The 22,215-nt window shown below is 48.3% G+C and carries 16 protein-coding genes; 11 read left to right on the top strand and 5 right to left on the bottom strand.

Annotation, left to right across the window (positions count from 1 at the left end; genetic code table 11):
• From QZ331_RS09700 to metH, 9 genes are all read left to right on the top strand, one after another.
• Window positions 1–2,985, top strand: a 2,985-nt coding sequence (locus QZ331_RS09700) for a TonB-dependent receptor (RefSeq protein WP_294629737.1), incomplete at its 5' end; no start/stop codon positions are given.
• A 14-nt stretch (window positions 2,986–2,999) separates the two neighbouring features.
• The gene (locus QZ331_RS09695) at window positions 3,000–4,643 is read left to right on the top strand and encodes a RagB/SusD family nutrient uptake outer membrane protein (protein WP_294629735.1); all 1,644 of its coding nucleotides are present in this window, start codon (window positions 3,000–3,002) and stop codon (window positions 4,641–4,643) included.
• A 36-nt stretch (window positions 4,644–4,679) separates the two neighbouring features.
• Complete coding sequence (locus tag QZ331_RS09690) at window positions 4,680–6,569, top strand: GxGYxYP domain-containing protein (RefSeq protein WP_294629733.1); 1,890 nt, start codon at window positions 4,680–4,682, stop codon at window positions 6,567–6,569.
• A 29-nt stretch (window positions 6,570–6,598) separates the two neighbouring features.
• On the top strand, window positions 6,599–8,875 hold the full coding sequence (locus QZ331_RS09685; RefSeq protein WP_294629732.1) for a GH92 family glycosyl hydrolase: 2,277 nt from the start codon (window positions 6,599–6,601) through the stop codon (window positions 8,873–8,875).
• Between the two features lie 427 nt (window positions 8,876–9,302).
• The gene (locus tag QZ331_RS09680) at window positions 9,303–9,803 is read left to right on the top strand and encodes a DMP19 family protein (protein ID WP_294629741.1); all 501 of its coding nucleotides are present in this window, start codon (window positions 9,303–9,305) and stop codon (window positions 9,801–9,803) included.
• Window positions 9,804–9,885: 82 nt separating this feature from the next.
• Window positions 9,886–10,659, top strand: coding sequence for a hypothetical protein (locus tag QZ331_RS09675; RefSeq protein WP_294629731.1), 774 nt, complete (start codon window positions 9,886–9,888; stop codon window positions 10,657–10,659).
• A gap of 26 nt (window positions 10,660–10,685) precedes the next feature.
• On the top strand, window positions 10,686–11,231 hold the full coding sequence (locus QZ331_RS09670) for a Yip1 family protein (RefSeq protein WP_294629729.1): 546 nt from the start codon (window positions 10,686–10,688) through the stop codon (window positions 11,229–11,231).
• A 17-nt stretch (window positions 11,232–11,248) separates the two neighbouring features.
• Window positions 11,249–11,701 (top strand): SsrA-binding protein, encoded by a 453-nt coding sequence (smpB, locus tag QZ331_RS09665; RefSeq protein WP_294629727.1) that lies wholly within the window; start codon window positions 11,249–11,251, stop codon window positions 11,699–11,701.
• A gap of 39 nt (window positions 11,702–11,740) precedes the next feature.
• Window positions 11,741–14,491: a methionine synthase gene (gene metH, locus QZ331_RS09660; protein ID WP_294629740.1), complete on the top strand. Its 2,751-nt coding sequence runs from the start codon at window positions 11,741–11,743 to the stop codon at window positions 14,489–14,491.
• Between the two features lie 48 nt (window positions 14,492–14,539).
• Here the strand turns inward: metH and QZ331_RS09655 are convergent, their stop codons facing one another.
• Both QZ331_RS09655 and udk read right to left on the bottom strand, forming a co-directional pair.
• Entirely contained in the window at window positions 14,540–15,931 is a 1,392-nt protein-coding gene (locus QZ331_RS09655; RefSeq protein ID WP_294629725.1) for a transglycosylase SLT domain-containing protein, read from the bottom strand.
• A gap of 19 nt (window positions 15,932–15,950) precedes the next feature.
• Window positions 15,951–16,562 (bottom strand): uridine kinase, encoded by a 612-nt coding sequence (gene udk, locus QZ331_RS09650; RefSeq protein ID WP_294629723.1) that lies wholly within the window; start codon window positions 16,560–16,562, stop codon window positions 15,951–15,953.
• Between the two features lie 102 nt (window positions 16,563–16,664).
• Here udk and QZ331_RS09645 point away from each other — a divergent pair, with 102 nt between their 5' ends.
• The gene (locus QZ331_RS09645) at window positions 16,665–16,964 is read left to right on the top strand and encodes a Dabb family protein (RefSeq protein WP_294629721.1); all 300 of its coding nucleotides are present in this window, start codon (window positions 16,665–16,667) and stop codon (window positions 16,962–16,964) included.
• Between the two features lie 20 nt (window positions 16,965–16,984).
• A complete protein-coding gene (locus QZ331_RS09640) occupies window positions 16,985–19,063 on the top strand; it encodes a cytochrome c biogenesis protein CcdA (RefSeq protein WP_294629719.1) in 2,079 nt (692 codons plus the stop codon).
• 485 nt (window positions 19,064–19,548) lie between these two features.
• On the opposite strand, the gene galE is transcribed toward QZ331_RS09640, so the two are convergent.
• The 3 genes from galE to QZ331_RS09625 form a co-directional block, all read right to left on the bottom strand.
• Window positions 19,549–20,583, bottom strand: a complete 1,035-nt coding sequence (galE, locus tag QZ331_RS09635; RefSeq protein ID WP_294629718.1) for a UDP-glucose 4-epimerase GalE — start codon at window positions 20,581–20,583, stop codon at window positions 19,549–19,551.
• A 436-nt stretch (window positions 20,584–21,019) separates the two neighbouring features.
• Entirely contained in the window at window positions 21,020–21,592 is a 573-nt protein-coding gene (gene rsxA / locus QZ331_RS09630; RefSeq protein ID WP_294629716.1) for an electron transport complex subunit RsxA, read from the bottom strand.
• Window positions 21,593–21,619: 27 nt separating this feature from the next.
• A complete protein-coding gene (locus QZ331_RS09625) occupies window positions 21,620–22,204 on the bottom strand; it encodes an electron transport complex subunit E (RefSeq protein WP_294629714.1) in 585 nt (194 codons plus the stop codon).
• Between the last annotated feature and the right edge of the window lie 11 nt (window positions 22,205–22,215).

The raw sequence follows: 22,215 nt of genomic DNA, 5'->3' as shown, positions 1-22,215 counted from the left end.
AATAATACGATAACGATAAAAGCTATCCTCTGCCTGTTGCTCCTGCTATGCGGAGGGGTAAGTGTATGGGCACAACAGATGCTTACAGTAAAAGGTGTGGTGATAGACGCGTTGAAAGAGCCGTTGCCCGGAGCCAGTGTTCAGGTAGTGGGTATGTCCACCGGTACAGTGACCGATTTGGACGGTAACTTCAGCCTACAGGTTCCGAAGGGAAAAACGATTGCCGTCTCTTTCATCGGATATGTGACACAGGAGTTAGTTATAAATCAGAATCAGGAAAAACTGACCGTTCAGTTGAAAGACGATTCCAAGCAGTTGAACGAAGTGGTTGTCATCGGATACGGTACGGTAGAAAAGAAAGACCTTACAGGCTCTATCCAGTCTGTGACGGGCAAAGAGTTGAGCAAATTGGTCACTACCGATGTGACCGAAACATTGAACGGACGTGTCGGCGGCGTGCTTGTGAACAAGACTTCCAACCGTCCCGGCGCGGATACGAAAATAGAGATTCGCGGTGTCAACTCGTTCAATTTCTCCAATGAGCCTTTGTATGTGATTGACGGAGTGCCCTCCCAAACGGGAATGCGCCATCTGAACTCTGCCGATATCGAATCCATCGACATCCTGAAAGACGCCTCTTCCGGCGCCATCTACGGTTCGCGCGGGGCAAACGGTGTGGTGATTATCACTACCAAAGGCGCCAACAAACGCCAGGGTTTCAATATCGACTATGCGGGCTATGTAGGTTTCAAGACACCTACGCGCATTCCCGAAATGATTGGCAACATGGGCAATGGACTGGAGTATATCGACTATCGCATTGCTTTGTGGAAAAAGAAATATGGAGATGCATCGCTGAGCCGTCCGGACTTTCTGACGGACGATGAGAAACGCCGCGTCAAATACGGCGAATACTACGACTGGTTGCGTGAACTTTCGCAGAATGCATTGACTACGAGCCATTCCGTCTCTGCCACCGGAGGTACGGACAAGCTCTCTTTCTCCTTCGGACTGGGATACTTGAAGGACGACGGTATGGTAGGCAACGAAAGTTTCGGGCGTATCACTGCCAACATCGGACTGGAATATCGTTTCTCCGATAAAATAAAGACCGGTATCAACAGCTATGTATCGTTGAACAATACGAACGAAGGAGCCAACGATGCGCTGATTAACGCCTATTTCCTCCCGCCCACGGTCAGCCCGTACGACAAAGACGGAAGTTACCTCTTCAACTGTCAGCCTACTTCCAGCAAGATAAATCCGTTTGTTCAGATTGAGAACAACAAGAGAGAGAAGGAAGCCAACTACACCAACTTCTCCGGCTATCTGGAATACCTGCCGATAAAAGGCCTGAGCGTGAAGTCGCAAGTGGCGGTTCAGTACGACTCGGATGTTTATGGAGAGTGGGTAGGAACCATGACGCAAGCCAAAGGAGGGTTGAACGCCCCCGAAGCATACCGTAAAGAGGGACGTAACATGAACTGGGTATGGGACAACATCATCACATACGACAAGACTTGGAGCGAAATCCACCACCTGAATGCCATCGGACTGTACAGTGTGCAGAAAGAGACACACCAGGGTTCGGAAATGCGTGGCGATGGTCTGCCTTACGACTCCGACTGGCACGCTATCGAGACAGCCGAAGAGATTCGCGACGTGAAGAGCTACTATTGGGAGTCGTCCATGCTTTCTTTCATGGGACGTGTCAATTACACCCTGATGGATCGCTATCTGTTTACCGTCACCGGACGGTACGACGGAACTTCGCGCCTTGCCACCGGCAATCAGTGGGGCTTTATGCCGTCGGCTGCTATCGGCTGGCAGATGAAGAATGAGAACTTCCTGAAAGACGTAGACTGGCTGAACAGCCTGAAACTCCGTGTAAGCTGGGGTAAATCGGGCAACAACAGCATCGACCACGATATCACTTGGACAAAATTGGATTTGGCACACTATATATATGGTGGAAAAGGTGAAAACGCCTTCGGACTGGGCGACCGCAAAGGAAACAAAAACCTCCGTTGGGAGATGACCTCGGAGTGGAACTACGGTATCGACTTCGGTTTCCTCAACAACCGCATCAACGGTACAGTTGACGTTTACAACCGTACGACGAAGGATTTGATTTTCGCCCGTTCGGTAGGTAACCTGAACGGTTACGGCTCTATCCTCGAAAACATCGGAACCTCCTCCAACAAAGGAATCGAAGTGGGGCTGAACACCGTAAACATCGCTACAAACGACTTCACCTGGAAAACCAATCTCACCTTCTCGCTCAACCGCAACAAGATTGTCGACCTCTACGGCGACAAGAAAGACGACTTGGCAAACCGTTGGTTCATCGGCCAGCCCATGCACGTAATCTACGACTTGGAGAAAGTGGGCATCTGGCAGACGGAAGACAAAGAATTGGCTGCCAAATACGGACAGGTGCCGGGACATATCCGTGTGCAGGACCTGGACGGAAACTATGTGATTGACGAACGCGACTACAAAGTGCTCGGCACTCCCTCGCCCGACTGGACGGCTGGTATGACCAATACCTTTACCTACAAGAACTGGGATTTGTCGTTCTATATGTATGCACGTTTCGGCGGCATCTACAACGATGACTTTACCTATATGTTCACCGCATGGGACAACGAACACTGGAACAAACTGAAAGTGAACTACTGGACTCCGGAGAACCGCAGCAACGAATACCAGCAGATTGGCGCGCAATCGTACCACACGCAGGTATTGGGCAAGATTTCCGGTTCCTTCCTCAAAATACAGAATATCACGTTGGGATACACCCTGCCCGAAACCTGGATGAAGAAGATGAAGATGAAAAACGCACGTGCTTACCTCAATGTGCAGAATCCGTTCACTTTCACCGATTACCTCGGTCCCGACCCGGAAACGATTGGCGAAGACGTCTACAAATCTTTGTCTCTCTACCCGATGACGTTTACTTTTGGATTGAATTTAACCTTCTAACTACTTGAAACCTTATGAAACGAGTAAAAGAACAAATGAAATATTTGGCACTGTTGGCCATCTGCCTGCTGAGCGGATGCTCCGATTTCTTAGAGAGTTATAATCCTTCGGCTGTGACAGACGATTTCTATAACACGAAAGAGGGCCAGCAGAAATTATTGACAGACATCAACGCCCGTTACCGCAATGTATTCAACACCGGCGAATTGCAGTATTACGGAACAGATATCTATATGGCTATCTCCGAAGAGCCTGCCGAGCGTATGTTCAACGGATATGACAAGACGTTCAACTCTACCGCCCCCATCGTAGGCGATTACTGGAAGGTGCTCTATAAAATTGTGCAGGAAAGCAACATCCTGCTGAATCGTTGCACGCCCGAAGTGGCCGGAAACGATTACGTTTCGCTCACCGCCCAGGCCCGTTTCTTCCGTGCAATGGCTTACTATTACCTGGTAGAGACATTCGGCCCCGTGCCCCTGCTCACCGCAGAGAACACCACCATCATCCAGCAGGCGGAACGTACGGGCGAGCAGGCAATCTACTCTTTCATCATCACCGAACTGAACGAGGTGAAAGACAAACTGGACATGACCACTATCTCCGCCGGAAAAGTGACCAATGCGGCAGTGCTTCACCTGTTGGGAAAGATGTATCTGACACGTGCCTACAAGCCTTTTGCCAAAGCGGACGATTTCTCCGATGCGGCAGCCACATTCGACCAGTTGATAGAGAACCCGGCTTCAGGCTATGCCTTGCAGGAGAACTATGCAGCTTTGTTTGACGAAAACAACCAAGCGAACTCCGAAGTAATCTGGTCGGTTCAGTACGGACTCGACAAGAACTATCGCGGCGGTGGAAACCCGCAGCAGGCACAGTTCGGATTCAACATCGTAGCTTTGGAGCCGGATATGTTTGTCAAGAATCAAAGCGACTACTCCAGCATCTCCCGCAAGTATTGGGTGAATCCGAAGGCACACGAACTGTATGCCGACCCCGAAGCAGACACTCGCTACGATGCCACCTTCAAACGCGAATATTACATCAACAATCCCGACCATCCCGATTACGGTCAGTTGGGAATCTACTTTCCCCGTTGGAACGACAAGTCGGGTATGAGCAACAATGCGAAACGTTTCTATCCCTTCAAGCAGGATGACGAATACGTATGGTATCCGCAGTCGACGGCGCTTCCCGTACTCGAAACAGCGTCCGACCGTATGCCGATGGTGCGGAAGTTCAGCGACACCAAGATACAGTGGGGCGAAGGCGGTTCGCGCGAGGATGTTATCTTCCGTCTGGGCGATACCTATCTGTTGTGTGCGGAAGCCTATTTGGGAGCAGGCAACAAGGAGATGGCGCTGGAGCGCATCAACAGCATCCGCAAGCGTGCTGCCAAAGATGCGGCGGCTTATGAAACAATGAAGTTCACTGATTTGGACATCAACGTCATCATGGACGAGCGTGCCCGCGAGCTGATGGGCGAGCACGACCGTTGGTTCGACCTCAAACGTACGCAGACATTGTTGGCACGTGTGCCCGCCTACAACCCGTTTGTGGTGAAATACGATAATTTGAATGCGAACCATCTGGTGCGTCCCATTCCGCAAGACGAGCGCAATAAAGTGGAGGGACTTTCACAAAACGAAGGTTATTGATAAGAAACGGTTAACTAATAAATGAAAGAATTGATAATGAAAACAACTATATGCGGTGCCGCACTGTTGCTCAGCCTGACGATGGCAAGCTGCGAAGTGTACGAATCACCCGAAATCAATCAAGGACTGAACGAGGAGAACAAAACGTCCCTTTATACGGAAACATACGACCCGATTGCCAATGTGGGGCAATACTATATGCCCGAAATGAAGGTGAAACCCAAGAAGTATTGGACCTGTGTGGAAGTAGTGACGGTGGGCAGCCGCAACGAATTGGGGCAGACGGAGAAGATGCGCGGCTTGCAGTATCACCTCCTTTGCCAGTCGTTGGCAGGATTGGCCAACCGTGCCGTAGAGCAGGGAAAAAGCGAAATCGCCGTATGGCTGCACGACCACGGCGGAAGCGAATCCTACAAACTTTCCAAGCAGGCTTTGGAGGATATGGGCGTTCACGAACAGGGAATGCAGAGTGGACTGGAACTGGCACGCAATAACTACGGCCCTGCCGACGGAGTAAATATCCAACTGAAAGGAATGTTCGACGGATATGTACTCACCGATATCGAACACAATCCTGAGAGCGGTGTCGTTGCCTCTGTAGCTTCCCATGTCTATAACTCCATCATCGTAGACGTGCGCGACAAAGAATATTACGAAGAAGCCGGATATGCCATGACCTACGACGCACGCAACAAGACCACTGCGCAGGCTTGGGCGGAATTCAAAGACAAGTGCAGCAACAAAGCGCTGGTCATCATGCCCGTTCAGACTGGCGAGTTGCGCGAGTTTGCCATCAAGAACGAATTCTTCGTGCTCAACCTCAACAAGCGCCAGGGCACAGCCTCGGGCGGACAGAATACGGAACTGCTGAAAGAAATCCTTGCATGGCTGGAACCCAACGCACCTGTGTACGGCTGGGAACAGGGAGTGGGCGAGGATGCCTTTGTCAACTTGGTTTCCAAGAGCGGACACCCGATGATTCCCTGCGACTGGAGCTACAACCATTCGCTGACTTCGCTGCTCTATTCTCAACGTCAACAACCGGTCTTGGCACGCGTGCAGAACCCACAATTCCTCGACTATACGAAGAAAAAGAATTTCGTCTCTTTCTTCCTGTCCGACGGCGACAATATACAGTGGATGATGAACGACTTCAAAGACTTCTACCAGGCACCGGAATCGGAAGAGGTACGCATGACCTACGGTATGGCTACATCCGTGCTTCCGATGATGGCTCCCGCGCAGTTCGACAATCTGCTGAGCCAGCAAAAGACGAAATGTTCGGTGATGGAAATGTTGGGCGGCGGTTATTACTACGTAGATAACTACAGCGAGAACGGCGACCGTGCAAAGAACCTGAAAGTGGCGGCAGAACGCCTTTCGGCCCATATGCGCCAGCATCGGGTGAAGTTGTTGGGCGTTATGGCTATGAACGTGAAGTCGGAAGCAGCCAAAGAAGCGTTCCAGGCGTATGTCGACGCCAACGACCAGTTGGAAGGTATCGTGGCACTCCAATACAGCCCCTATGCAGGCGGTGAAGGAGAGGTGTACTGGGTGACGAACAAAGCCGGATATGACATCCCGGTCATCACCGTGAAATACTCGTTGTGGAACTTCGGCAACCGCAACAACGAACGCGAAGGAACACCCGCCTACATCGCTGGAAAACTGAAACAGGAAGCGCAGCAGGAGAGTTTCTCCGTGGTATGCGTGCACGCATGGAGCAACTTCTCCGACCATGGAAAGACGGACGACCCCTTGATTGAGAACCAGTCGGGCGATATCCGTGGGGCAGGAGCGGCCAAGCTCTGCGCCGGACACTTGGATGACAGTTTTGAAGTGGTGAACTTGCAGGAATTGGTGTGGCGACTGCGCATGAGCCAGCGTCCCGAGCAGACACAGAAGTATCTGAGTGAAGTATTTTGATTGAATCACCTTATTAAATATATAAAATCATGACTATACGATTATTTTTCTTATCCCTCTGTCTCCCCTTTTTGCTCGCTTCGTGCGGGCAAAAGGCCAAGACGGTGGAATACGCAGACTATGTAAATCCGTTGATGGGGACGGAATCTACTTTTGCATTTTCGCACGGCAACACCTATCCTGCCGTAGCAGTACCCTGGGGAATGAATTTCTGGAGCCCACAGACAGGCGAGAACGGTAGCGGATGGATGTATATGTACACCGACAGCCTGATGCGCGGTTTCCGGCAGACGCATCAGCCCAGCCCGTGGATTAACGACTACGGTACATTCTCTATCATGCCGCTTGCCGGCGAGCTGAAAGTAAGCCACAAGGAACGCCTTGTCGCCTTCTCCCACCAACAGGAAAAAGCGACTCCTTACAATTACAGCATTACATTCGACAACGGATTGCACACCACTCTCTCGGCTACCTCGCGGGGAGCGGTCTTTGAAGTCGCTTTCCCCGAAGCGAAAGACCAGTACGTAGTGGTCGACGCCTACAATGGCGGCAGTTCCCTGGCGATTGATTCGGAGAAACGGACGGTAAAAGGCGTATCGCGCTACAATAACGGCGGTGTGCCCGACAACTTTGCCAACTATTTCCTCGTAGAGTTCAGCCATCCCGTGACAGGCTACGGCACTTACAACGGTGACAGCCTGTTCCACCAGCAAGCGGACGTAGCCGCCGACTACACCTGTGCGTACCTCAAGTTTGACGTTCCGGCAGGCGAGAAGCTCACCATACGTACGGCCTCTTCTTTCATCAGTCCCGAGCAGGCGGTTATCAATTTCAACCGTGAAGTGGCTGAGACCGACCTGCAACTCGTCAGCACGAAAGCCCGCGAGCAGTGGAACAACCATCTCGGACGCATCGAAGCGGAGGGAGGAACGGACGAACAGCTCCGCACTTTCTACTCTTGCCTGTATCGCACGCTGCTCTTCCCGCGCGAGTTTTATGAGTTCGATTCGCAGGGCAACCCCGTCTATTACAGCCCATACGACGGCAATGTACACGACGGATATATGTACACCGACAACGGCTTCTGGGATACCTTCCGTGCCGTTCACCCCTTGTTCACGCTGCTCTATCCCGAAGTGTCCGAGCGTGTCACTCAGTCTATTATCAACGCTTACAACGAAAGCGGCTTCATGCCCGAGTGGGCAAGTCCCGGACACCGAGGATGCATGATTGGCAACAACTCCGTATCGCTGCTGGTGGATGCATGGATGAAAGGCGTACGCACGGTAGACGCGGAGAAAGCATTGGAAGCCATGATTCATCAGACGCAGGCACGTCATGCCGACATTGCTTCCGTAGGACGCGACGGCTTTGAATATTACGACCAGTTGGGCTATGTGCCTTATCCCGAAGTGCCCGAAGCCACGGCAAAGACACTCGAGTATGCCTATGCCGACTGGTGCATTGCCCGCTTTGCCGAATCGTTGGGCAAGCAGGACATTGCCGATAAATACTACCAAAAAGCCCTCAACTACCGCAACCTCTATTATCCCGAACACGGTTTCATGTGGACAAAGGATGCCCACGGCAACTGGCGCGATAACTTCGACGCCACAGAATGGGGAGGTCCCTTCACCGAAGGAAGCTCCTGGCACTGGACATGGAGCGTATTCCACGACCCCGAAGGCCTGTCGCAACTGATGGGCGGACACGAACCGATGGCAGCTCGTCTCGACTCCATGTTCACGGCTCCCAATACATTCAATTACGGCACCTACGGTTTCGTCATCCACGAAATAGCCGAAATGGTTGCCCTCGATATGGGACAGTATGCCCACGGCAATCAGCCGATACAGCACGGTATCTATCTGTACGACTATATCGGCCAGCCCTGGAAAGCCCAGTATCACCTTCGCAACGTGATGGACAAACTCTACAACTCCGGCAGCAAGGGCTACTGTGGCGACGAGGACAACGGTCAGACATCCGCCTGGTATGTATTCTCCGCGATGGGCTTCTATCCCGTTTGTCCGGGTATGCCCCAGTATGCGATAGGTTCTCCCTTGTTCAACAAGGTGACGCTGCACCTCCCCGAAGGCAAAGATTTCGTTGTTTCGGCAGCCGACAATGCAGCCGCCCGTCCTTACATCAGGCAGGCGTTGCTCAACGGCGAAGAATTCACACGCAATTACCTCACACACGAGGAGCTGCGTAAAGGCGGCGAACTGAATCTGTCGATGGACAGCGTGCCCAATTTGCAGAGAGGTGTGCGCACGGAAGATTTTCCGTATTCTTATTCAAAATAGTTTCAATAGGTTTTAGTGTGTTTGGACAGGCCGGTGCAGGGGAAATCACTTCTGCATCGGCCTTTTTTTTGGTTGCTTTGGTTTATCGGCGCATTGCCTGACAACTAATTTCTCGTTGCCTGCGGACTATCGGCCGGAATACTAAAATTTATTCGTCTGACTACAGTTAAACTTTCGTCTGACTATAGTGTCCGTTTCGTCTAACTATAGTCAGACGAAACGGACACTATAGTCAGACGAATAAATTTATGCAAAGAAAACAGTAGCCGTTCGTACCGTAACCGGTAAACCGTCGCAAGAAAAAGATTAGCTATACGCGGGGACGGAAATAAAAACAGATACTTTTGCATGAGATTAATGGAACGAATATTGCCGGATGTAGAATTAAATTCGTAGCTTTGCCCCGTAATTTATGCAACGAAACATGATGATTGAAATAGTAGAATCCGCTTTGCAGCAGGCAGCAAATGAAGGAATGGATGAATTCATCCAGGTATTTACCGATAAATATAAGGAAGTGATTGGCGGCGAACTCACCGCCGAAACGATGGTTCTACTCACCGGCGAGCAGCATTCACTGCTTGCCTACCGCATCTTCCGCGACGAAGTGATGTTCGGCGGCTTCTGCCAGTTGATTCAAAACGGATACGGCGGATATATCTTCGACAATCCCTTCGCCAAAGTGATGCGCCTTTGGGGAGCCGATGAGTTCTCCAAACTCGTCTACAAGGCAAAGAAGATATACGACGCCCACCGCCAAGACCTGGAGAAAGAACGCACCGACGATGAATTCATGGCGATGTACGAGCAATACGAAGCCTTCGACGAACTGGAAGAGACCTATCTGGAGATGGAAGAACAGGTGACGGCACTCGTGGCAAGCTATGTTGACGACCATTTGGAATTTTTTGCAAAAATAATAAAGTGACGGATGCAGTATTTTTTTAACCTCTGCATTTACTAAGTGTGAATTAGAATATATATCTTTGCAAAATCTAAAAAATAAGTTTATGAAACAGATGAAATTTTTCTTGGTGGCTGTGATGGCTGTAGTGATGGGCCTGTCGGTTACTTCTTGTTTGAACGGAGAAGAAAGCACGCAGGTAAACGGGCAACCGATAATCGCCAAAGTGAAAGAGAACTTTTTGAACCTGACTCTTGTGACATTGGACGGAAGCACGCTCATTCAAGCTAAAAATGTGGTTGAAGGAACGACAAACTGGATGCGTGATGATTTTGTTTTTGGAAACTTCAGCTACGACCGTGCTGTTGATATCGAGAACAATACGATTCATGCAACAATCAATGCCATCGAAAAGATTTCGGGAAACAGAGTCGACGGAATCGAAAAGGCTTGGGACGCAGAGGATAACTCTTCTTATGCTTCAAACCGTGGCGTCATCAGCATTACGGATGTGGTGCCGAGTATGCTTGATAATAACAATCTGCTTATTCCGATTATCTATTTCTGCCATGAAAAGATTGCCAGTCATACCTTCTCATTGGTTTACTATACGGATGTCGAAGAGTTGAAAAATGACAGAAAGGAACTGAAGGTCTATTTGCGTCATAACTCAACGGAAGAACAGGATAAAGAAGGCTATAAGAACGGTTCGTACCGCGTATTTGATTTGTCAGTGGCTTTGGCTCAGTATCAGGCTGCAAATGATAATCAATACCCCATCAAGATTACGGTTGTGGCGGAAACGAATAACTCAAGTAATAAAGTGCCCGAAGGGGTAACCGAATATTCAATAGAATATAAACATAACGATAAAAATTGAATTACAAAGAACTGTTTAATATAGCAATGAAATTTATTTCCTCTCCGGCAAAAGCCTGGGAGGAAATTTCTCTGGAAGAGGATAGGCGAAAGGTATATATGGCTTTTGTCTATCCTATGATTGGTTTATGCGGGTTGTCCGTATTCGTCGGTTCGCTGCTGACGAACGGATGGGGAGGTCCGCAAAGTTTTCAGATAGCTATGACCAACTGCTGCGCTGTGTCAGTCGCCCTGTTCGGCGGCTATTTCCTCGCAGCCTACGCCATCAACGAAATGGGTAGCAGGATGTTCGGAATGTGCAGCAATATGCCGTTGGCGCAACAGTTTGCGGGATATGCCCTTGTGGTGCCTTTCCTGCTTCAGATTGTGACCGGACTGTTGCCCGATTTCAGGATTATCGCTTGGCTGTTGCAGTTCTATATCGTCTACGTCGTGTGGGAAGGAGCACCCATACTGATGGGAGTGGAAGAAAAACAACGGTTGAGATACACCCTTTTGTCGTCTGCATTGTTGATACTATGCCCCACCGTGATTCAAGTTGTATTCAACAGACTGACGGCGATACTTAATTAAACGATATGTGTGCAAAGATGAAACAACCCTCTGTAAATATAAAGAACAAACGTGCCACGTTTGACTACGAACTCATAGACACCTATACGGCAGGTATCGTACTGACCGGAACCGAAATCAAATCCATCCGCTTAGGAAAGGCAAGTCTGGTAGATACGTTCTGCTATTTTACGAAAAACGGACTGTGGGTGAAGAATATGCACATAGCCGAGTATTTCTACGGCTCGTACAATAACCATACGGCACGCAGGGAGAGAAAGTTGTTGCTCAATAAAAAAGAATTGGAGAAACTCCAGCGGGAAATGAAGAATCCCGGCTTCACGATTGTGCCCGTGCGCCTGTTTATCAACGAAAAAGGACTGGCGAAACTGGTAATCGCTTTGGCAAAAGGTAAGAAAGAGTACGATAAACGCGAATCTATCAAAGAGAAAGACGACCGCAGGGATATGGCGAGAATGTTTAAGCGATAGGTTTTCAGCGTGATAAGGTGACAGGTTTTTAAGGTAATGATGAAAAAGACAATTTCTCAGTTTGTATCCGAACGCATCCTTATTTTGGACGGGGCGATGGGTACAATGATTCAACAATACAATCTTACGGAAGAAGATTTCCGTGGCGAACGTTTCGCTCATATTCCGGGACAACTGAAAGGGAACAACGATTTGCTCTGTCTGACGCGTCCCGATGTGGTCAGCGATATCCATCGCAAATACTTGGAAGCGGGCGCGGACATTATTGAAACGAACACTTTCAGTTCGACCACCGTCTCTATGGCAGATTATCACGTGGAAGCGTATGTGCGCGAGATGAATCTTGCCGCCGTTAAGTTGGCGCGTGAACTTGCCGACGAATATACGGCAAAGAATCCCGACAAACCCCGTTTTGTAGCCGGCTCTGTAGGACCGACCAACAAAACCTGCTCCATGAGCCCCGATGTGAACAACCCGGCTTATCGTGCCTTGAGTTATGACGAGCTGGCTGCCGCTTATCGGCAGCAGATGGAAGCCATGCTTGAAGGCGGGGTGGACGCTATTCTGATTGAGACCATATTTGATACGCTGAATGCCAAAGCGGCTCTCTTCGCTGCCGGACAAGCCATGAAGGCGATGGGCGTTGAAGTGCCTGTCATGCTTTCGGTTACTGTGTCCGATATCGGCGGGCGAACACTCTCCGGACAGACATTGGAAGCATTTCTCGCTTCCGTGCAACATCACAACATCTTCTCTGTCGGCTTGAACTGCTCCTTTGGCGCGCGTCAGTTGAAACCTTTCCTGAAGCAACTGGCTGCCCGTGCACCTTATTATATCAGTGCCTACCCGAATGCCGGACTGCCCAACAGCCTGGGCAAGTACGACCAGACACCCGCCGATATGGCACGCGAAGTAAGGGAGTATATCGAAGAGGGGCTGATTAATATAATCGGGGGATGCTGCGGAACGACCGATGCCTATATCGCCGAATATCCCGCACTGGTAGAGGGTGCCCGGCCACACGTTCCGGTAGCGAAGCCTGATTGTATGTGGCTTTCCGGCCTCGAACTGCTCGAAGTGAAACCGGAAATCAATTTCGTAAACGTCGGTGAGCGTTGCAACGTGGCGGGGTCGCGCAAGTTCCTCCGTCTGATTAATGAAAAGAAATACGATGAAGCCCTCTCCATAGCCCGCCAGCAGGTGGACGACGGAGCGCTGGTGATTGATATCAATATGGACGACGGACTGCTGGATGCAAAGACCGAGATGACGACTTTCCTGAATCTCGTCATGTCCGAACCCGAAATCGCCCGTGTCCCGGTCATGATTGACTCTTCCAAATGGGAAGTGATTGTTGCCGGACTGAAATGTCTGCAAGGAAAGGCTATCGTCAACTCCATCTCCTTGAAGGAAGGGGAGGAGACGTTCCTCGAACGCGCCCGTGCCATCAAGGAATACGGAGCTGCCGCCGTTGTCATGGCTTTCGATGAAAAAGGACAGGCGGATACCGCCGCCCGCAAGATAGAGGTATGCCGGCGTGCTTACCGTCTTTTGGTCGATAAGGTCAATTTCAATCCGCACGATATCATCTTCGACCCCAATGTGCTTGCCGTAGCTACGGGAATCGAAGCGCACAACAACTATGCCGTCGACTTTATAGAAGCCGCCGGATGGATAAAGAAAAACCTGCCCGGCGCGCACATCAGCGGGGGAGTGAGCAATCTCTCTTTCTCTTTCCGTGGCAACAACTATATCCGTGAAGCTATGCACGCCGTGTTCCTTTATCATGCCATCCGGCAGGGAATGGATATGGGTATTGTGAATCCGGGTACTTCCGTGCTGTATAGCGACATCCCCGCCGATGTGCTGGAAAAGATAGAGGACGTCGTGCTGAACCGTCGTCCCGATGCAGCGGAGCGCCTTATCGAATTGGCGGAATCTTTGAAAGCAACCACGGCCGGAACTGCCGGACAGCCCACTGCCCGACAGGATGCCTGGAGGGAAGGAACCGTCGAGGAACGTCTGAAATATGCGTTGATGAAAGGGATTGGCGATTATCTGGAACAGGACTTGGCAGAAGCGTTGCCGCTTTATGACAAGGCGGTCAGTGTGATTGAAGGGCCGTTGATGGATGGAATGAACTACGTCGGCGAACTGTTTGGCGCAGGTAAGATGTTTCTTCCGCAGGTGGTAAAGACCGCCCGTACAATGAAGAAGGCCGTTGCCATCCTCCAATCCGTCATAGAGTCGGAAAAAACGGAAGGAACGGCTTCTGCCGGGAGAATACTGCTTGCCACTGTGAAGGGGGACGTTCACGATATCGGAAAGAACATCGTTTCCGTGGTAATGGCGTGTAACGGTTATGACATTATTGACTTGGGAGTGATGGTGCCTGCCGAGACAATCGTCCGCCGCGTTGTCGAAGAGAAGGTGGATATGATAGGTCTGAGCGGACTGATTACTCCTTCGCTGGAAGAAATGGTTCATGTGGCTGCCGAACTGGAAAAGGCAGGGCTGGATATACCGCTTCTGATTGGTGGGGCAACTACCTCGAAAATGCATACGGCCTTGAAGATTGCTCCCGTATATCATGCTCCGGTGGTTCATTTGAAAGATGCTTCCCAGAATGCAGGTGTCGCCGCCCGTTTGCTCCATCCGCAGATGAAATCGGAACTGACGGCCGAACTGGATAGGGAGTATGCCGCTTTACGTGAGAAGAACGGCTCGGTGAAACGTGAGACCGTCTCATTGGAAGAAGCACAAAGAAACAAGTTGAACCTGTTTGAATGACCCCGTAAGCGGAACGCTTCCGTTTCCGGGGCGTTGGGCGACATACTGTTATGTCTTGATTTTCTTTTTGTAAGCCTCGTAGCGCGACAGGATGTCGCGCACGAAGTTGTATGTCTCGATGCCACGGAAATAACCGTTCTTGCAAACCGGGTCTGTGAAGTACTCCTCGTTGCTTTTGAGCAGGATAAAATCTTCTACGTTGTCTTTCCACACCCGTTTGTCTTTTCCGTATTTTCCGGCAAGCGCCATTGCATCGTAAATATGTCCTAACCCTGCATTGTAGGAAGCCAACACAAATTTAAGGCGCTCTTCTTTGTCGGGTATCATGCTGAGACTGCGGTCGGTGGAAGCGATGTACTTCACAGCCGCCTTGATGCTCTCTTCCGGGTTCTGCTCCTTGCCGGCAGGCACGCCCATAGCGCGGGCGGTGGCGGGCATTAGTTGCATCAATCCTTTGGCTCCTGCCCACGACACGGCAGTCGTATCGAAATTAGATTCGGTATAGGCCAACGATGCAAGCATCCGCCAGTCCCATCCTATTTCTTTGGCGTACTTCCTGAATAAATTGTCGTAGTGGGAAATCTTCCCCTCTTTCAAGGAGAGGATAGGAGAGTGCGGCATCATCTTGCTGTTTTCGAAGTAGCGTTTCATACTGGCTGTATAAGCCGGAGAAGTCATGTTTTCCCGATGCCATTTGGTGGCGGCTGCGGCAAGTTCCGTACTCTCTTTTCGTACTGCCCAGGAAGAACGTTGGTCGAAACTGACAGACAGGCCGATGTCTAAGTTGGAGTAATAGGTCTTGTTGAGTTTTGCCAAGTCATTGTCTGCCACCGTGTACGGGATTTTACCCTGAGCCACTTGTGTGATTAAATCTTCTACGGTGATGCTGTCATTGGTCACTTCGTGGATTTGGATTCCGCCGCCAAGCTCACTGTTTAGGTTCATCAGTCGGTCGTAATACTTGCCGGGCTTCACATATATGTCTTTCCCAATCAACTCGGTGACGTCCTGCAACGGTTTCCGCTTCCCTTTTCTTTGTTGCACAATTACCTGATGGGTAATCACGTCCTCGCCGCAATAGATAAGGCTGTCTTTCCACTCTTTGGTGACAGGCAGATTATAGGCAATCATATCGCCTTCACCTACCAATAACTTCCGGATAAGTTCGTCAACACTGTCGGCTACCTTAATCTTGAGTTTTAACCCCAAACTCTGTGCGAACTGTTCGCTGAGTTCATACTGGAACCCCATTTCCTGTCCTCGGTAAATGAAATAGGAAGTGGAACTGTATAATGTCAGAACGACCAGTTCACCACTGTCTTTTACCTGCGGGAGATCGCGTGCGGACTTATCCGCCGGACTATGCTGTCTGCTCCCGCATCCAATCATACAGCACAACAGCAGCACAACACAAGAAACAACCAGCGTCTTTATCCTCATATCCCGTCTGTTTTAATTTTTAATTCTTAAGGTGCTTCTTGATATACATGGTCAGAATATCAATGGCGACTTTATTGCTTCCCCCTTCGGGCACGATAAGGTCGGCATAACGTTTGCACGGTTCGATAAATTGCAGGTGCATCGGTTTCAAGATGCGTGTGTAGCGCTCCATGACAGCTTCCGCCGTGCGTCCGCGTTCGATAACGTCTCTTTGGATAACACGTATCAGGCGTTCATCGGGGTCGGCATCTACGAATATCTTAAGGTCCATCATGTTTCTCAGTTTTTTGTCGCATAAAGCGAGAATCCCTTCAACAATCACTACCTTGCGCGGTTCGATATGAATAGTTTCAGGCTGGCGGGTACAGGTGAGATAAGAATAGGTGGGCTGTTCGATGCTTTTTCCTTCTTTCAGCATCGTAATGTGTTTGGAGAGCAAGCTCCATTCAAACGCGTCCGGATGGTCGAAATTAATGTTCTGCCGCTCTTCCACAGGTACGTGACTGCTATCCTTATAATAGGAGTCTTGAGGTAATAATACTACTTCTCCTGCAGGGAGACTTTCTACGATTTTTCGTACGACGGTGGTCTTTCCGGAGCCTGTTCCGCCTGCTATTCCTATAATTAACATCTCTTTATAGTGTATATTTAAATGAAATAGAGTAAATTTGCATTGTTTATGCAAAGCATTGGCAAGACAAATATAGAAACAATTCATTAAAATAACAACGTAATGGTAAAACACATTGTATTATTTAAGTTAAAAGACGACGTTCCCCTCGAAGAGAAACGGGCAGTCATGACGAATTTCAAGGAAGCGATAGAAGCACTTCCTGCCAAAATCTCCGTTATCCGGAAAATAGAAGTCGGATTGAATATGAATCCCGGCGAAACGTGGAATATCGCACTTTATAGTGAGTTTGACACGCTGGAAGACGTGAAATACTATGCAACACATCCCGATCATGTGGCAGCCGGAAAGATTCTGGCCGAAACAAAAGAAAGCCGTGCGTGTGTAGATTATGAATTATAACCCTCCCAAAAAATATTAAAATGAAAAAGTTTATTTCTTTTCTGCTCTTAAGCATTGTGGCTTATGCTTTGCAGGCACAAATCAAAGAACCGGTAAAGTTCAAAACGGAATTGAACACCCTTTCTGATACCGAAGCAGAGATTGTGTTTACTGCTGCCATCGAACCGGGATGGCACGTCTATTCTACCGAACTTGGAGACGGAGGTCCCATTTCCGCTACATTCAATGTAGACAAGAAAAACGGTTTGGAGCTTGTCGGCAAACTGAAACCGGTAGGCAGCGAAGTGGCTACTTTCGACAAACTGTTTGAAATGCAGGTGCGTTATTTTGAAAAGACTGCAAAGTTCGTTCAGAAAGTAAAATTTATCGGCGGTGCTTATGAAATAGAAGGTTATCTGGAATTTGGTGCGTGCGACGACGAGAGTTGCCTTCCGCCTACCGAAGTTCCGTTCAAGTATTCCGGAACGGCGAAAGTTGGAAATGCTGCTGCTAAGGTAGAACAACCGCAACAGAAATTGCCGAAAACAGAAGAACAGGTAACTCCTGCGCCCGCAGAAGTAAAGGAGGTTCCTGTCGAAACGGTGCAGGCTCCTGCTGAAACGGAACAGACTCCCACTACTCCGGCGGTTGAAGCAGCCGATGTCCGTCCTGCCGTGGCTTCCAGTGACCTTTGGCAACCGGTAATCAGTGACTTGCAGACTTTGGGTGAAGAGCACGGTCAGGAGGATATGTCGTGGATATATGTTTTCATAACTGGTTTCCTCGGCGGTCTGCTGGCTTTGTTTACCCCTTGTGTATGGCCTATTATTCCGATGACTGTCAGCTTTTTCCTGAAACGCACTAAAGATAAAAAGAAAGGTATTCGCGATGCGTGGACATACGGTGCGTCCATTGTTGTGATTTATGTGACATTGGGATTGGCAATCACGTTGATATTCGGTGCAAGTGCATTGAATGCCTTGTCTACCAATGCTATCTTCAATATTCTTTTCTTCTTGATGTTGGTGGTTTTTGCCGCTTCGTTCTTCGGCGCATTTGAAATCCGTCTTCCGTCGAAATGGGGTAATGCAGTAGATAGCAAAGCGGAGTCTACCACCGGACTGCTGAGTATTTTCCTGATGGCTTTTACGCTTTCATTGGTATCTTTCTCTTGCACGGGTCCTATTATCGGTTTTTTGCTGGTACAGGTTTCCACAACGGGTAGTGTGGTTGCTCCCGCCATTGGTATGTTAGGCTTTGCCATTGCTTTGGCTTTGCCGTTCACCCTGTTTGCTTTGTTCCCGTCTTGGTTGAAATCTATGCCGAAGTCAGGTGGCTGGATGAATGTGATTAAGGTAACATTAGGTTTCCTCGAATTGGCTTTCGCACTCAAATTCCTTTCTGTTGCCGATTTGGCTTATGGATGGAGATTGCTTGACCGTGAAACTTTCCTTGCTTTGTGGATTGTAATCTTTGCCTTACTTGGATTGTATCTGTTGGGTAAGATTAAGTTCCCGCACGATGATGACGATAATAAAGTAGGAGTGGCTCGTTTCTTCATGGCCTTGATTTCTTTGGCTTTTGCAGTATATATGGTTCCCGGTTTGTGGGGAGCGCCTTTGAAAGCAGTGAGTGCATTTGCCCCGCCTATGCAAACGCAAGACTTCAACTTATACAAGAATGAAGTCCATGCGAAATTCGATGATTATGATTTGGGTATGGAGTATGCACGTATGAATGGAAAACCTGTGATGATTGACTTCACCGGATACGGCTGTGTAAACTGTCGCAAGATGGAAGCTGCCGTATGGACTGACCCGAAGGTGAGCGACTTGATGAACAATGACTATGTATTAATCACGCTTTATGTGGACAACAAAACTCCTCTGCCCGAACCTGTGAAAATCATGGAAAACGGTACGGAACGTACTTTGCGTACAGTAGGTGACAAGTGGAGTTATCTGCAACGTGTGAAATTCGGTGCTAACGCCCAACCTTTCTATGTGTTGCTTGACAATCAGGGTAAACCACTGAATAAATCGTATGCTTATAACGAGGATATTCCTGAATACATACAGTTCCTTCAAAAAGGATTGGAAAATTATAGAAAGGAGAAATAATTGTTTTTATAGAAGGCTGATTCTATAGAGTACGAAAATATCCGAAAATGCTGATTGAACGACAAATTCAATCAGCATTTTTTTATGAATCAATGATTCTATTCTTAAGCCTCAATGATGTCTCTTCAATATAAATGAGAGAAGAGTAAGGGACAATACCTGGCATTTAGTACTTCGTTGCCTAAAGGCTGATTTCCGTAATGCTTGAATTTAATTGTCTGACTGTTAATTGCTCTTCTTGTATTAAATCTCCTTAGTAAGCTAAAAAAAGAACGGTACCACGACTCACGTCGTAGTACCGTCACAACACAAACACAAAATAAAACACGACAAAACTACTATGCAATCTCCTGTCTATACCGAGCGGTATAAGTACTGTTTGCTGATATTCACATACCCACAACCAGCGTCAAGAGGTTTGCAACGGTTAAACAAGTCGCATACACGACTTGTTCTTTGTTATTTATGTAAATTATGTTTCTTTTTTATTGAATACCTCTCTCGCGAAGTTTCAACTGCCAATTCCAGGCAGAACGCAAAGTATCTTCCAAAGTTTCTACGGCTTTCCATCCCAATTCATTGTTTGCAAAATTGGGGTTCGCCCAAACTTTCTCAATATCACCGGCACGACGTCCGACAATCTGATAATTCAACTTCACGCCAGTGGCTTTTTCAAAGCCGTTAATTAATTCCAATACAGACACACCACGTCCCGTTCCGATATTGAACACTTCCACTTTTTCTTTCTGTGTCTTTTCCAAGATACGGCGGATAGCAATCACGTGTGCCTTAGCCAAGTCTACTACATTGATAAAGTCGCGGATACAAGAACCGTCGGGTGTATCGTAATCATCACCAAATACACTTAGTTTCTCGCGAATACCTATAGCAGTCTGAGTCAGATAAGGAATCAGGTTTTGGGGAACACCGTTTGGCAATTCGCCCAGCAATGCAGTGGGATGCGCACCAATCGGGTTGAAGTAACGCAACATGATAGCATTAATCGGAGCACCGGAAGCTACCGTATCGCGGATAATCTCTTCATTTATCTGTTTGGTATTTCCATAGGGCGATTCCGCTTTCTTGATTGGTGCCTTTTCAGTCACCGGCAGTTCGTCGGGCTGACCGTACACTGTACAAGAAGAAGAGAACACGATACCTTCTACTCCGTGCTTAGGCATCAGTTCGAGAAGATTAATCAGAGAGACTAAGTTATTGCGATAATACAGTAACGGTTTCTCCACCGATTCTCCTACAGCTTTGCTCGCCGCAAAATGAATAATAGCCTTAATTCCTTTATATTTTGTAAATACAGCATCCAGTCCTGCAAAATCCAGACAATCCAATTTTTCAAAAACCGGACGTATACCGGACACTTTCTCTATATTGTCAACAACGTCGGCACTTGAATTTGATAAATTATCAATTATGATTACCTCGTAGCCACTGTTTTGCAGTTCTACTACGGTATGCGAACCGATATATCCTGTTCCGCCCGTTACTAAAATTCTTTCTTTCATATTCTTTATAAATGGTTAGTTTTCCGGCTTTTTGTCGTTTGAGCCACAAATTTATGGAAATAAAATGAAAATCCAACATTTTTCGACTTTTTATTTCAATAAAAGGCAATAAATGTAAGTTTTAGTCTAAAAAAAGAAATGATTATCCGCTATTTTCCCTCTTCAGATGACCGATTTGCAGGAGCTATATCTCCTGCTTTCACCGCATATATGTCCTACTTGCAACATCTATATGCGCTACGTCCAGTATCTATATCTCCTGCACGCAGCGCATATAGATGCTGTAACAGGCTGATTATTAATCTGTAAATGCGTCGTTTTGGTAGATGGGGGAAGATAGCGGATAATCATAAAAAAATTGGAAACCCCATATTTTGTGTATTACCACATTGTGTGAGGTTTCCAATTCCTATTTGTCATTCATCGGTCGCAGCCTTTACACTACGCCGGAGAATCCCATGAAGGCCATAGCAAGCAGTCCGGCAGTAATCAGAGCAATCGGTGTGCCTTGCATTCCTTTCGGCACTTTTACCAGGCTCATCTGTTCGCGCAGTCCGGCAAAGAGTACTAAAGCGAGTCCGAAGCCGATAGCCGTGGAGAACGCATATACAACACCTGTCAGCAAATCGTAGTCTTTCTGAATCACGAGGATGGCGACACCTAAAATACAACAGTTAGTTGTAATCAATGGCAAGAACACGCCTAACGCCTGATAGAGCGCCGGAGATACTTTCTTCAGGATAATTTCCACCATTTGTACCAGTGCGGCGATGACGAGGATGAAGGTAATCGTTTGCAGATATCCCAATCCGAAAGCATCAAGTACAAATTTCTGAATCAGGAAGGTGACGATAGTGGCGATTGTCAATACGAAGGCAACGGCAGCGCTCATTCCCAGTGCTGTATCCACTTTTTTGGAGACACCCAGGAAGGGGCAGATTCCAAGAAATTGCGACAACACGATGTTGTTGACAAAGATTGCCGAAATAAATATCAATATATATTCCATATTCTTTTCTTATTTTATTTGATAGAATCAGGCTTTCTTAAAGCTGTTAATCAGCGCAATGAGGTATCCTAAGGCGATGAATGCGCCCGGAGCCAATACGAACACCAGCATTCCGTACTCTTCGGGCATGATGGCGAAGTCGAAAATCTTACCGGTTCCTAAAAATTCGCGTACAGCACCCAACAGTGTGAGGGCAATGGTAAAACCGAGTCCCATACCGATACCGTCGAACATGGAAGCGACTGCGTTGTTCTTGGCAGCGAAGGCTTCGGCACGTCCGAGTACGATACAGTTCACCACAATCAACGGGATGAAAAGACCGAGCGTTGCATACAGTCCCGGTACATAAGCCTGCATCACCATTTGGAGCAATGTCACGAAAGACGCGATTACTACAATAAATGACGGGATACGCACCATATCCGGAATCAGGTTCTTAATCAGAGAAATCACTACGTTCGAGCAGATGAGCACGAACATGGTAGCCAGTCCCATACCCATACCGTTGATAGCCGATGAAGTTGTACCCAACGTAGGACACATACCAAGCAGGAGTACAAACGTAGGATTCTCTTTGATAATCCCGTTCATCATTACTTTAAAGTTATTCATACTTGTCTCCT

The organism is uncultured Bacteroides sp., assembly GCF_910586915.1.
Taxonomy (GTDB): domain Bacteria; phylum Bacteroidota; class Bacteroidia; order Bacteroidales; family Bacteroidaceae; genus Bacteroides.
The sequence above is the reverse complement of the archived record's forward strand: the minus strand, read 5'-3'. Positions and strand labels throughout refer to the sequence as shown.

Excerpts from the sequence above, each read along its gene's own strand:
- QZ331_RS09695 (WP_294629735.1), top strand. The coding sequence starts at position 3,000 with ATGAAACGAGTAAAAGAACAAATGAAATATTTGGCACTGTTGGCCATC.
- QZ331_RS09690 (WP_294629733.1), top strand. The coding sequence starts at position 4,680 with ATGAAAACAACTATATGCGGTGCCGCACTGTTGCTCAGCCTGACGATG.
- QZ331_RS09685 (WP_294629732.1), top strand. The coding sequence starts at position 6,599 with ATGACTATACGATTATTTTTCTTATCCCTCTGTCTCCCCTTTTTGCTC.
- QZ331_RS09680 (WP_294629741.1), top strand. The coding sequence starts at position 9,303 with ATGATTGAAATAGTAGAATCCGCTTTGCAGCAGGCAGCAAATGAAGGA.
- QZ331_RS09675 (WP_294629731.1), top strand. The coding sequence starts at position 9,886 with ATGAAACAGATGAAATTTTTCTTGGTGGCTGTGATGGCTGTAGTGATG.
- QZ331_RS09670 (WP_294629729.1), top strand. The coding sequence starts at position 10,686 with ATGAAATTTATTTCCTCTCCGGCAAAAGCCTGGGAGGAAATTTCTCTG.
- smpB (WP_294629727.1), top strand. The coding sequence starts at position 11,249 with ATGAAACAACCCTCTGTAAATATAAAGAACAAACGTGCCACGTTTGAC.
- metH (WP_294629740.1), top strand. The coding sequence starts at position 11,741 with ATGAAAAAGACAATTTCTCAGTTTGTATCCGAACGCATCCTTATTTTG.
- QZ331_RS09655 (WP_294629725.1), bottom strand. The coding sequence starts at position 15,931 with ATGAGGATAAAGACGCTGGTTGTTTCTTGTGTTGTGCTGCTGTTGTGC.
- udk (WP_294629723.1), bottom strand. The coding sequence starts at position 16,562 with ATGTTAATTATAGGAATAGCAGGCGGAACAGGCTCCGGAAAGACCACC.
- QZ331_RS09645 (WP_294629721.1), top strand. The coding sequence starts at position 16,665 with ATGGTAAAACACATTGTATTATTTAAGTTAAAAGACGACGTTCCCCTC.
- QZ331_RS09640 (WP_294629719.1), top strand. The coding sequence starts at position 16,985 with ATGAAAAAGTTTATTTCTTTTCTGCTCTTAAGCATTGTGGCTTATGCT.
- galE (WP_294629718.1), bottom strand. The coding sequence starts at position 20,583 with ATGAAAGAAAGAATTTTAGTAACGGGCGGAACAGGATATATCGGTTCG.
- rsxA (WP_294629716.1), bottom strand. The coding sequence starts at position 21,592 with ATGGAATATATATTGATATTTATTTCGGCAATCTTTGTCAACAACATC.
- QZ331_RS09625 (WP_294629714.1), bottom strand. The coding sequence starts at position 22,204 with ATGAATAACTTTAAAGTAATGATGAACGGGATTATCAAAGAGAATCCT.